General features: G+C 60.3%; 8 protein-coding genes and 1 pseudogene. 3 read left to right on the top strand and 6 right to left on the bottom strand.

What is annotated here, in order from left to right; translation table 11 throughout:
* Positions 1 to 293, top strand: a 293-nt coding sequence (locus tag SB822_RS48960) for a hypothetical protein (protein WP_410858136.1), incomplete at its 5' end; no start/stop codon positions are given.
* 1,747 nt (positions 294 to 2,040) lie between these two features.
* On the opposite strand, the gene SB822_RS48955 is transcribed toward SB822_RS48960, so the two are convergent.
* The 4 genes from SB822_RS48955 to SB822_RS48940 all read right to left on the bottom strand — a co-directional run bounded on the left by SB822_RS48955 (position 2,041) and on the right by SB822_RS48940 (position 7,577).
* Entirely contained in the window at positions 2,041 to 3,006 is a 966-nt protein-coding gene (locus SB822_RS48955; RefSeq protein WP_007738304.1) for a ParB/RepB/Spo0J family partition protein, read from the bottom strand.
* A gap of 12 nt (positions 3,007 to 3,018) precedes the next feature.
* The gene (locus tag SB822_RS48950) at positions 3,019 to 4,170 is read right to left on the bottom strand and encodes a ParA family protein (protein ID WP_007738302.1); all 1,152 of its coding nucleotides are present in this window, start codon (positions 4,168 to 4,170) and stop codon (positions 3,019 to 3,021) included.
* A gap of 84 nt (positions 4,171 to 4,254) precedes the next feature.
* Positions 4,255 to 5,559, bottom strand: a complete 1,305-nt coding sequence (locus SB822_RS48945; RefSeq protein ID WP_007738300.1) for a replication initiation protein — start codon at positions 5,557 to 5,559, stop codon at positions 4,255 to 4,257.
* Between the two features lie 1,175 nt (positions 5,560 to 6,734).
* Positions 6,735 to 7,577, bottom strand: a complete 843-nt coding sequence (locus SB822_RS48940) for a MipA/OmpV family protein (RefSeq protein WP_086915675.1) — start codon at positions 7,575 to 7,577, stop codon at positions 6,735 to 6,737.
* Between the two features lie 131 nt (positions 7,578 to 7,708).
* Here SB822_RS48940 and SB822_RS48935 point away from each other — a divergent pair.
* Together SB822_RS48935 and SB822_RS48930 are read left to right on the top strand one after the other, a co-directional pair.
* A pseudogene (locus SB822_RS48935) lies at positions 7,709 to 8,149 on the top strand (helix-turn-helix domain-containing protein); the annotation flags it as partial.
* A gap of 231 nt (positions 8,150 to 8,380) precedes the next feature.
* On the top strand, positions 8,381 to 9,358 hold the full coding sequence (locus SB822_RS48930; RefSeq protein WP_410858135.1) for a zinc-binding alcohol dehydrogenase family protein: 978 nt from the start codon (positions 8,381 to 8,383) through the stop codon (positions 9,356 to 9,358).
* 8 nt (positions 9,359 to 9,366) lie between these two features.
* Here the strand turns inward: SB822_RS48930 and SB822_RS48925 are convergent, their stop codons facing one another.
* Together SB822_RS48925 and SB822_RS48920 are read right to left on the bottom strand one after the other, a co-directional pair.
* Positions 9,367 to 11,250, bottom strand: coding sequence for an ATP-binding cassette domain-containing protein (locus SB822_RS48925; RefSeq protein WP_410858134.1), 1,884 nt, complete (start codon positions 11,248 to 11,250; stop codon positions 9,367 to 9,369).
* Positions 11,247 to 12,119, bottom strand: coding sequence for an extracellular solute-binding protein (locus SB822_RS48920; RefSeq protein WP_410858133.1), 873 nt, complete (start codon positions 12,117 to 12,119; stop codon positions 11,247 to 11,249). The genes SB822_RS48925 and SB822_RS48920 overlap by 4 nt, the downstream gene beginning before the upstream one ends.
* Positions 12,120 to 12,177: the final 58 nt, after the last annotated feature.

Here is a 12,177-nt window from a genome sequence, read left to right as displayed (position 1 = left end):
CGCTGTCGCTGTCGCTGTCGCTGTCGCTGTCGCTGTCGCTGTCGCTGTCGCTGTCGCTGTCGCTGTCGCTGTCGCTGTCGCTGCAACGTGTGCGGCGCCAGAGCCTAATTCGCTCCGGAGGTCTGGCTGCGGCCGTTATCGCAAATGATCTTGCCTCGGCCATGGAGATCCCGACGGGCGCCGAACGTGGAAAGTGGGTTCTCGTCGGAATCCCTGCATCAGCTCAATCGTCGTCCCATGTCATCCACAACCGCATCCACCGCGTGCCCATCAATGCCGTGGGCAGAACGTAGAGGTGGTTCGACGAAAGTGCCTTCGGTCGCCGCACGACCGCCGCCGTTGATGTGACATGTGACAAGCGAAGAACCGCAGTATCACCGGAGCCCACGTCGTCAGTTCGCCTACGACAGCGCGGCTGACCGTGGCTTCGAAGACTACGGCTGAGTGTTCGACGTCTTCCAGCTTATGGTCCGGTCATAATTTATCGGAGACGATTAACGCTCTGTGTACGTGGCATGTGGACTGATAGCGCATGGTCCACTCCTGAGGTGTGACTTCTCGCGCCGGGTCTCGAGGGAGAAGTTCGACCGCTGACCATATTCCCCAGAATCGGAAAGCGTCATTTTTGATCGATCGCGATTGGCCTACGTTGGCGTCTCATCTACACAATCTGCCCTGCGGATATCGTGCGGCGAAGTGCACTGGCAGTCGCCCTTCACGGCGACCCGCGCGCCTTCGAGCAGCAAACACGAGCCGTCTTTCATGACCAGACGAGCTTCCAGTATCTGACGCGCTCGTTCCTCTCAGAACACGGCAGCTCGCCACGGCGTATCAGCGCACCACACCGGGATTCGGTCGAAGTCCATTTGTCATTTTCACGGACGCGCCCGTAGGGCAGCTATTTACGGTAAATATCTCTGGGACGCGATGACTAGTGCACGGCGCCAACTAGCGCAGGTTATTTACGGTAAATAGCCCTATGCCCGCCCGACTTAGCGTTCACGTCGGACTTTCAATCGAGGCGAATTCCTCGTGCATTTTTCCCAATGCAAAGCCGCAGGAGATCGCACCTTCTGCGCACACTCGGCCACGTCCGCAGCCTTATTTACCGTAAATAACCCGACACTCTCCCAAACATCTACGAAGCATTCCCCCGCGAAGCCCCTAAACAAGCGAACCAGCAAGCGCGCTCGCCGGGCCCTCCGCGACGCAACACGCACACACGACGCGACGGGCCCGACCAACGAAATCCCACCCCAAAGAGCCGCGAACCATCGCCAGAGTCTGAAGCACCACCCACCAGCAACGCCGCGCCGAAGTACCCCAACTGGCGGAAGCGCCGTGCTGGACCAAATCGCGGAGAGTGAGGAAGAGACGTCGAACGACCGAGAAGAAAAGCGGCGTCACCAAAACAAACGCCGCAAGGGGAAAGCATTCAACTACCGAAACAAAACAAGCCACATCAGGCCGGGGGGCCCACCGCGCACACGACGTCACGGCCCCGATCAAGGAAATCCCACCCACAAGCGCCGAGCGAAGAATCGTCGTAGCGCAACGCCCCCACGAGCAACGCAACGCCAAAGCACGCCGGCCGGCGGCGCCGTGCTGGACCAAATCGCGGCGAGTGAGGAAGAGAGGTCGAACGACCGAGAAGAGAAGCGGCGTCACCAAAAATGAACGCCGCTAGGGAAAGGCATCCAGCTACCGAAACACAAACAAGCCACATCAGGCCGAGGGCCCACCGCGCACACGACGTCACGGGCCCGATCAAGGAAATCCCGCCCACAAGCGCCGCGCGAAGAATCGTCGTAGCGTAAAGCCCCTCACGAGCAACGCCACGCCAAAGCACGCCAGCCAGCGGAAGCGCCGTGCTGGATCAAATCGGGGAGAGTGAAGAAGAGACCGGTCGAACGACCGAGAAGAGAAGCGGCGTCATCAAAAATAAACGCCGCTAGGGAAAGCCATCCAACAACCGAAACACAAACAAACCACATCAGGCCGGGTGCCCACCGCCGATCAGCCAGGCACCCCGCCAAAACCTCAATCAGCTGCCGACTGCACGTCCTCCAGAAACCCGGTAATCAACTGCCGCAACTCTTCGACGCGATCTTGCGGCACACCGCTAGCACGCAGACGAATCACCAGCAGTTCGCCCTTTCGCTCTATCCCAACCTCCTCTTCCTTTCGAACAGGAGCCGCAGGACGAGCCGCCGCCAGCAACGCAGAAAGCACCTCAGGAGCCGTCCGCGACGAATCCTCGACAAGCTCTACCGCCCGCTGCACGATCTCGTCGGCTGCTTTCTTGAGCGCGACCGACAGCTTCCGCGCAGCCTGAAACTGGATATCGTGCGGCGACGGAAACGCACCAACCACCTCGGCCGGAAGCTCGGCCACGAGAAGCGCGCTGGAAATATTCCCCTGCGACAGACCACACGCCTTCGCCATCGCGTTCTGCGACGGCCACAACTTGTCGTCGAGCGCACGCTTGTACCAGACGCCCTGTTCCCACGGACTCAGGTTCTTCCGCGCGCGGTTCTCCTGATCCATCTGGACAAACTGGCCTTGCTCAGTGATCTCGCCGTCGACGATCGCGTTCACCGGCAAATCGAGCTCCAGACACGCGCGATGCCGGCGATGCCCGAACACAATCTCGTATCCTTCACCGTCGCCCGAAGGACGCACCTTGATCGGTTGCGTATTACCGCCCGCCTCCGCGATCAGCGACTTGAGTTCGGCAAAACTCTCGTCGCCGAAATCCTGGCGGTTCGCCCATTTCGACGCCTGGATCGTCTTCGGATCGAGCGCACGGATCGCAACGGCGCCGTCGTACTCCTTGAGCTGGGCTTCCAGCTGCGAGACCCGATCAGAGCTCTCCCGCATCGCGCTGCGAAACGCCAGCATCTGCCCCGGCGCCGTACGCGGTGATGCATTCCTTCCCGCCTCCTGGGACGGGGCAGGAACCATCAAGTCCCCCGTCTTCTTCGCAAGCCTGTCCTTGATCGACATTTACTCCTCCCTTTATTCTGACTTCGCCCAGAAGGCCACAATGGATTGCTCGACGATCTCCGTCACACGGTCATAGGCTTCGCGCGCCCTTCGGTACGTCTTCGCGTTGCCGTCGTATCGGGAAATGTCGTACACGGTGCCGAACTCAGCCGAGCTTGCCGCCGTCACCGCGGTCTTCGGAATCTCGACGGGCAGAACCTTCTCCGCATACGTCGCCGAGATCCATTCGCGCACGACGCCCGCCGCTGCATCAGCAGGGTCCACGCGCGAAAGCAGCACGTGGATGAACTCGAACGATTTGTCCGTGTTCGTTTCTGCCGTGAGGTTCGACGCGAGATCGCTAAAGAGTGTCCAGAATTGCGCCGAGCTGGCGAAGTCGAGCGCATTCGGCGGCGTCGGAACGATCAGGCCATCGGCGGCCATGAATGCGTTGACGGTGCCGTAGCTCAGCGCCGGCGGCGTGTCGATGATGATCACGTCATAGTTGCTGCGCGCCTGCTCGAGGCTCGTATTCAACACGTTCCAGAATTCGAAGTCCGGTTCCTTCATCTGCCGGCTCGGCAAGATGAATTCCACGTTGAAGAGCGACGACGACGCGGGCACGAGATCGATGCCATCCCAATAGGTCTCGCGGATCGCGTATTCGATGCTCGTTTGATCGCCCGTCGCCAAGGCCGTGATCGTCGAATCTTCCTCGACTTCGGTATCGGGAAGAATGCCGAACAGCGTCGTCAGCGAACCCTGCGGGTCGGTGTCGATCACGAGCACGCGATGACCGCGCAGACTCAAACCCTGTGCGAGCGTCATCGCCGTCGTCGTCTTACTGACGCCGCCCTTGAAGTTACCGATGGCGACTGTCATGGCCGGCGCCTTCGCCGGCCGCAGCGCGTTGCCGCGGTAGGCGCGTACCCATTCGCGGGCTTCCACCAAGGAGAATTCGCGCCGCGAGCCCGTTGCATTGACGGTGCCCGGGGGAAGGTCCCCCTTCGACGTGCGATAAGTGATTTGACTCTTGTCGACTTCACACAGCGCAGCGAGCTGCGAAGCGTTAAAAACAGGAGGGTTTTTGCGTGCGTTCGGGGCCAGCATGCGACCCCGAACCTGCGAGACGATGTCAGTCGCGCGAGCGGCCTGATCGACGATGTCTTGAATAGTGATGTTCATTAGCTGATCCGCAAAAGACGATGCAGTCAGCTTATATCAGATGGCTCGACAGAAAGCCATCCGCTCAACGGAAAATCGCTATTTTTATGAATTCCGTTGCAACGAAACTTCCTGGTGATTCTCAGAAAGCCAACCGTCGAACTTTGTCGCGTCGAATTCCGGACGCACGCGGTTTCTCAGCCACGACGCGAAATTCACACGTCCCACGGAGCCGGAAAAGAGTCCCGGGCTATCCGGGCGGAACTCACGCGCATACTTCGCTCCGTCGCCTTCGACGAACTGTCGGGCAAACGCGCGCTTCTCATCCTGCGTCAGCACCTTGACGGCCGAGGCGCACTGGAGGCGATCGAAGTCGATCCGCAATTCCTGCATGCGGGCGTCGAGCGTGCGCGTGCGCGCTGCCGCCGCCTGCTTCTGAGCCTTTTCTCGCTTTTCTTTTTCGTATTCCGGCTCAGAAACATCTGCCTTATTTTCGATCAGCGTGCGAATAAAGCCGGCTGTAGAACGCTTAATCTGACCTTTGCGGTCTTTCTCTTCCGCCAACTGCACAACCAGACGGGCCCGCTCCTCGTCCTCGATGACGAAACTGAGCGCCAGCTTGTCGCCAATCCCGTGAGCCCGAAGCTTCCGATAGATTTCGCTGTCACGCACGTGCGCGAACTCGTCTTCTGTCTCAGGCGTAAGAAGCGACTGCTGCGCGCCTTGCCGGATAAGAAACTTCACACCCGTCACTGACCTTCCGAGGCGCTGATATTCGACGTCGACGTTAATGTCTGAGACGTCGTTGATCTCCTTCACGGCCTTCTGAATCACCTTGCTGTTCAGTCGGCGAAAATCGTCGTAATACTCCTGGGTCGCACCCAGCAGTTTCCGAAGGACGGGTAGTTCGATCCAGCCGGTCGAGCCAACCTTCTGAAAACGCAGGCAGTTTTCGTAAAGCGTCAACGCATGCGACTTCGAAAATTTGCGCTGCACGCCGAGATTGACGGTCGCGTAAATCGACGGATCGAATAGCTTTTCCGCCAGCGCCTCGTCGTAGCGATATGAGCAGACGCCCGCGCGAATCTCCGCAAACGACAGAATCGGCATAACGCTCCACCGTTCCCGGCCGTCGTCCATGACGTTGAACTCGACGGCCGTGGTGGCAAGCTGCTTGAGCGCTTCTCGAAGCTTTTCGGTGTTTTCGCTTTCGGTCCAGCCGAGCACGAGCATGAGCGTCCGCACCGGTAGACGGTGGGTTCTCGTGTTCAGAAGGTTGTCGTATGAATGCAGTAGCAGCACGTTGGACAGCTTGCGCTCCAGCAGCGAAAGTTCGCCGCTCGTGTGGATGGCCGCCACGTGCTTTTTGACGCTTTCAGTACGAACCTCAGTCGGTGAAGATCTGGGCATGCCCGGGATTGTGCTCTAAATGACCCCACCGCGCAATCACCATACGGGACATCTGTTCGACGAGAAAGTTGAAACGTCCCAATTTGCGTTGCGCGACGAGACCTATCCACACCCCTTTCGATCGATTCACCACAAACGGGGACGCTTCCGCCGCATTTGGGGTCGCGAAACGCCCCAGACGGGGACGTATAGCCGGAAGTGACACCCCGAACAGGGACAGTTAACGCCCCAACCGGGGACGTTTACGTCTGGAAAGCCTTACTGGATAAGGGTTCTAGGTGTGTAAACGAAGTAAACGTTGTTTACCAAACGGTATACAAACCTCAATACACCCCATCCGGGGACAATCGCCGCGCTTTTGCTGCTGTTTCCTACCGAGAGATTCGATTGCAAAGCAAACATTCAGAGGTCGTGCAAATCGAACAAAGCTCGACGCGTTAACAGCAACCAGAGCTAACTCTCTGAGTGCAAAACGCAATTTTCTTGAATCGCAAAATCGCAAACGGGCGGCCCGTGTATTTATCGTAAATAAGTGCCAGCCAGTTCGGTGCTCGCCAGAATCTGTCGCCCCAGTTGGGGACAATTGGACGCGTTGTCCTTTGCGGCACCGGACGCCACCCCGAATGGGGACATTGAACCGATTCTGCCGTGATGGCGCGGCGGAAAGGGCTTCCATCCCGCCTTAGCAGCCTTGAACGGCAATACAGACACGCCGTTTCTAAAGAATCGCTCACACCGGTCACCCTAGATGGGGACATTCGCGCGGATGCCCTGCAGACAGCAGCGCATCGAGACCAGGGTCACCCCAAGCGGGGACATCACGCCGATCCGCCGTCTATTTACGGTAAATAATCGCGTGCCGTTACCCGCTCAACGCCAAAAGCGGGTCGCACGCGACGCAAACCTACGGCCAACATCACCAGCCGCTAGTCCGTTTTCGACCAGCAAGCGCTTGCATTCACTCATTCGCGGAGCCAGGAAACCTGCCAAAAACAGCCCCAAAAGCGTCTCGCCAACTGCCCGGCGGGCGCTACTCGAGCGCTGTCTCCAAATCGACCGTAAGGATCACCAGGTAATTCGAAGGGATAAAAACGACCGAAACAGACCGCCCAACACCCATCTCCCGTCCGCGCTACGACAATCCCTCGAAGCGCGAACCCCTGATCCGAAACACCCTAAAACTGATAATTGATCGACACATCGCACACGCCGTTCGTCTTTGTCTGCGTGATCGGGCTGTTGGCCGCGCTGCCCAACAACCGTTTGAGCGCACCATCCGCCGTCACGAACCAATGCTTGTTGACGAACCAGATCATCGTGACGCCGAACCCTGCCGATTTCAGCCCCGCGCTGGCGTCGTATTGCGAGTATTGGGAATTCGCCGCCTGCATCGCATTCACGCCGAACCAGCTATTCATATACTTCGAGTCGGCAAAAGTCACCGACGGTCCGGCGAACCAGAAGAAACTCTCCGAACTGCCCGGCAACGGCATATACGCGCCGAGGTCCGCGACCCATCCGTTGGACCCACCGAAGCTACGCGTCACCGCGCCGCGAAACACCAGCGGAAACTCCTTCGAAATCACATATTCCCCGGCCAGCTTGACCTCGGGCGCTGGATTGATATTGCCAAGGCCATCGAGTCGTGAGGGATCGTCGTGCGCGCGCCGGCCAAGATCGTAGACGGCCGCGATGCTCACGCGCCAGTTCGGGCCTTGCAGAACATTGACGCCCAGCCCTTCGCCTGTCGAAAGGAAAGCGAGGTCCTTGTAGCGGATGTCGGTACTTGGCCCAACCAGCGTGTGATAGCGGTTGGATCCGTCGTAGCGCGGCTCGAACGTTGAACCGATACCGATCCGCGCCTCCCAATCGGGCCGGTTGTTCGGCTGGAACAGCTTGTCGAGTGGGATACCTGCGGAGTATTGCCATTCGCCAAGGGGCGACGGCGTTTGCGCCAGGGCGGCTGGCGCGCTGCAGATGAGATAGGCGAGGCTGGCGTAGACCGGGAGCTTTGTCATGTCGACGAACGTCTTGGGTAATGGATCGCGGACGCGGTCCGTTGCGGCCACACATAACGTGTTCAATTCAGGAAGAGGGAATCCGGCGGGAATGCAGCAAACGCCATACCTGACCCTCAATGAATTGCGGATTTGCGTGTGCCGTCGTGTCGATCGAACTGCCTCCGTTGCGGCAGCGCGCCGACGATATTCCCGAACTGTTCGCCCACTTCGTGCGGGCAGCGTGCGCGCGATACGGCAAACCCGAACCCGCCTGGACGTCGGAAGACATGATGCGTTGGCAACTGCATGACTGGCCGGGCAATGTCCGCGAACTGAAGAACGTAGCGGAGCGCTTTACGCTCGGCCTCGATGATGGCTTGCCGCAGCCTCCCGCAGGCGCCGATTCGCTCGCATCGCGGATGGTGCGTGCGGAGCGCGGCTATATCGAGGAAGCGCTGCGCGGTGCAGGTGGACAGGTGATCAGGGCTGCTGAACAGCTGGGTTTGCCGCGTGAAACTCTGTACGACAAGATTACTCGCCATGGCATCGACCCAAACGCGTTCCGCCAGATGTCGCCTCCGAAGGCGTGACATTGCAATTCGGGACGCGGGCATATAGCACGTTCGCTACCCGCGCCGGTTGTGAATCGCCATCAAAACAGCGTGCTTTCATGATCTACGTCATGGAAGCCATACGTTGATCAGTTGAGTATCGCCACAACGAGAGAAATCTCCGAATAACCGCGAATTTTTCATCGCGCGCGGCACACACGCCGTGCCGCGTCGAATCGACATCCGGAAAACTACACAAGGGAGACAGTCATGGCGACGATGACGGCTGTAGTCATCCGTACACCTGGCGGACCGGAGGCGTTAAGGCTCGAAGAACGCATGGTGCCTGTGCCTAAAGTCGGCCAGGTGCTCATTCGCGTCAAGGCGTTTGGGCTGAACCGTTCCGAACTCTTCACGCGCCGTGGGTTTTCACCGGACGTGAGCTTTCCACGCATTCTGGGAATCGAAGCCGTCGGTGTCGTTGAAGACGCGCCCGGCGGCGAATTTCAAAAGGACGATGTAGTGGCCACGGCGATGGGCGGCATGGGGCGTCAGTTCGATGGCGGCTACGCGGAATACACCTGTGTGCCGGCAAGCCAGATCCAGAAGTTCGACGCGAACCTGCCGTGGGAAAAACTCGGCGCGTTGCCCGAGATGCTGCAAACAGCATGGGGATCGCTATCGAGGGCGCTCGGACTGCAACACGGAGATCGCTTGCTGATCCGTGGCGGGACGACTTCCATCGGCCTTGCAGCCGCAGCGCTGGCGAAGCATGCGGGCGCGTACGTGATCTCGACCACGCGCAATGCATCCAAAGGGCCATTTCTGCTGCAAAACGGCGCCGACGAAGTCGTGATCGATTCGGGCAGCATCGTGGAGGAAGTCAAAGCACTTCCGGGCGGCGGCGTCGACAAGGTAATCGACCTCGTCGGGACGACGACCTTGAAGGACTCGCTGCGTTGCGCGCGACCGAATGGAATTGTCTGCATGACGGGCATCGTCGGCAACGCGTGGACCTTCGACGATTTCGATCCGCTGGAAGCCATTCCGAGCACAGTGAAGCTGACCGTCTACAACGGCGGTTCACAGGAATTCGTCACGACACCTTTTGCACGCCTGATTCGCATGATCGAGCGAGACCAGTTGCGCATCAACGTCGGCAAGGTGTTTCGCCTGGACGAAATTGTCGAGGCGCATCGCTGTATGGAGCGAAACGAAGCGAACGGAAAGATCGTCGTGTTGACCTGACGCGACGGCTACGGCTGTGAGGCAATCGATAAGAGGCTTTCCGGTGGCGTGACGCGCGTGCCACTGGTCCACACGCTGACGCCGCGCGGATCGATTGCAAAGCGCGCGGGGCCGCGTTGTAGCACATGCGCCGGTTCGGCATCGCAAGCGATATCGAAGCGCATGCCGCCGATATCCGCGACCGCGAACAGATCGCCGTGCCGTAGCTCGACGGAATCGATATTTCCGACGTGCGCGCCGTCCGCCGCGATCGCAATCGAAGACGGCGCGACACGCCACATCACCCGCTGGCCGACAGGAATGGCTCGGTCCGCCGTGTCGATCGCGAGCCCCGACGCGGTTTCGATCGAACCCGGCGCGCGTATCGCGCCTTCGCCCACGTTATGCAATCCAAGCAGCGCCGCGACCTGCAGTGACGCGGGCTGACGGAAAACGTGATCGACGGCGCCTGCCTGCAGCACGCGCCCACGCTCGATGACGAGCACTTCATCCGCGAGCAATGCGGCTTCGTCGGGATCGTGCGTGACGAGCACGGTGACGGCCGAAATTTCGTGCTGCAACGCGCGCAGCGCCTGTTGAAGCCGGCGACGGCGCGGTGTATCGAGCGCGGAAAACGGCTCATCGAATAACAAGAGCTGGCTGTGCCGCGAAAGCGCGCGCGCCAGCGCGACGCGCTGCCGCTGACCGAACGATAGCTGACGCGGCAAGCGATCCATCAGCGCCGACAGTCCAAGATGTTCGGTCCAATAACGCGCGCTCGCGGCATCCGCATCGACGGGAAACGACAACTGGCGCTTCAGCGTCATGTGCGGAAACAGCCCGTAGTCCTGCGGCACATAGCCGATGTGGCGCTGCTCGGGCGGCAGCGCATCCAGTTGCGTTTCGCCGAAGCGCACGAACCCCGCTTCATTGTGTTCAAGGCCAGCGATCAACTTCAGCGCGAGCGATTTACCCGAACCCGACGGGCCAATGATCGCGAGCCGCCGTGTCGAAGGCGTCCATTCGATGTCGAGATCGAACGCGCCGAGATGACGTTTAAGCGCGAACGCGAGACGTGGATTCGGCAGGCCAAGGCGCGCTTCAACCCGCGCCTGTTGGTCCGACGCATCGCCGTTTTCGACAGTATCGAACAGGCTCGGACGACCATCACGCCACGCCACCGAGAGCGCCGCGCACAACACGGCGATGACGAGTGTCGGCAGCAACAACGGCATCATCGCGGGCAAGCCCTGGCCGCCGAATACGACGTACGTGTACACAGGCAGCGAATACGGATGATAGGCAACCATCACCGTCGCGCCGAATTCGCCGAACGCACGCAGCCACGCGAGCACCAGACCGGCGCGGATCGACGGCCAGGCGATGGGCAGCATCACGCGGAAAAAGCGGCTTGCCGCGCGATGTCCGAGCGTGGCCGCGACGTCTTCGTAGACGGGATCGATCGCAGCGAACGCCGAGCGCGCCGCGACGACCAGAAACGGCGCAGCCACGAACGTTTCGGCGAGCACGATGCCCGCGAACGAATCGGTGAGGGCGCCGTTCGTCAGTCGACCGAGCCAGCTATACGGCCCGAGTAGAAACAGCAGCAAAATGCCGCTCGTCAGTGGCGGCAGCGCCAGCGGCAACTGCACGATAAAGCCGAGCAGCGCCATGCCGCGCGACGTCGAACGCGACAGCCAGTAGCCGAGCGGCACGCCGCCTATCAGGATCACGAGCGCCGCGACACTTGCGCTGCCCGCCGAGACCGCCACAGCCGACCACGTGCCGCGCCAGTCGACGCCCGTCCAGTCCGCGTGACCAACCTGTGGAATGCTCGCGATGAACGGCGCGCACAGATAGACGGCGAGCAGGCAGGCAAGCCACAGCAGCGGCCGCGCGGTCTTGCGTGTCATTGCGCGGCGTCGAGCACGGCTTGCACGGACGACGGCACGGCTTGCGCGTTACCCGTCACGACCGGCTTGACGATATCGACGCCATGCTGCTTCAGCAACGCACGACCGGACGCGCTCAGCAGAAAGTCGACGAAGCGCGCCGCGCCCGCCTGATTGGGCGCGTCATTGAGGATAGTCAGCGTATAGCTGGCCTTCGCTTGAAGCTCGGGCGCGGGGCGCAGCGCGGGAATCTTCAGATCGGAGGTCTCCGTCGAATAGAAGAAGCCTGCATCGAGCTGACCCGATTGCAGCCGCCCGACCAGCGTCTCTTCGGGCAACACCTGCGCGGGGTTCTCCGGATCGCCGAGCGTCTTCTCGACGAGGTCCGGATGTTTATAGAGCTCAGCCGCCTTCGTCATCATCTGGACCGTGAAGGCGCCCTTCGGATCGAGCTTCGGATCGGTGCGCCCGATGCGAATGCCCGGCTCCTGCAGCACTTCATCCCAGCGCTTCTTTTTGAAGTCGGCGGCGAAGCGGCTTTGCGGGTTGTAGCCGATCATCAGCGGCGACTCGGCGAACGTCACGTACCACGAGACATGATCGCCGTTCGCCGCGCCCATCAGGCCCGGGTTGACGGTCGGGCTCGCGCTGATGAACACGTCGCCGCGCCGCAGCTTGCCCTTGATCTGATTGGCGATCAGGTTCGAGCCCGCCGCATAGCCCTGAAAATGCAGACCTGTTTCCTTTTCGAAAGCCGGACTGACGCTGCGTTCCATCAGATTCACCAGCGAACCCGCGTACAGGACCTCGACCTTGCCTTCATCGGCGGAAGCGGCGCCCGTAAAAAGAAGACCCGTCAAAACGATTCCCGACAACAACAGCTTGCGCATTACGATTTCCCCGGTGCGTTATGAACGGCCATATATTACGACGACCGTCATTGACGCT

Source organism: Paraburkholderia sp. SIMBA_054, assembly GCF_046534875.1.
GTDB lineage: Bacteria > Pseudomonadota > Gammaproteobacteria > Burkholderiales > Burkholderiaceae > Paraburkholderia > Paraburkholderia hospita.
This window is presented reverse-complemented; position numbering and strand designations above follow the sequence as displayed.

Bases quoted from the DNA above. Each gene is read 5' to 3' on its own strand.
- SB822_RS48955 (WP_007738304.1), bottom strand. From the start codon at position 3,006: ATGTCGATCAAGGACAGGCTTGCGAAGAAGACGGGGGACTTGATGGTT.
- SB822_RS48950 (WP_007738302.1), bottom strand. From the start codon at position 4,170: ATGAACATCACTATTCAAGACATCGTCGATCAGGCCGCTCGCGCGACT.
- SB822_RS48945 (WP_007738300.1), bottom strand. From the start codon at position 5,559: ATGCCCAGATCTTCACCGACTGAGGTTCGTACTGAAAGCGTCAAAAAG.
- SB822_RS48940 (WP_086915675.1), bottom strand. From the start codon at position 7,577: ATGACAAAGCTCCCGGTCTACGCCAGCCTCGCCTATCTCATCTGCAGC.
- SB822_RS48930 (WP_410858135.1), top strand. From the start codon at position 8,381: ATGGCGACGATGACGGCTGTAGTCATCCGTACACCTGGCGGACCGGAG.
- SB822_RS48925 (WP_410858134.1), bottom strand. From the start codon at position 11,250: ATGACACGCAAGACCGCGCGGCCGCTGCTGTGGCTTGCCTGCCTGCTC.
- SB822_RS48920 (WP_410858133.1), bottom strand. From the start codon at position 12,119: ATGCGCAAGCTGTTGTTGTCGGGAATCGTTTTGACGGGTCTTCTTTTT.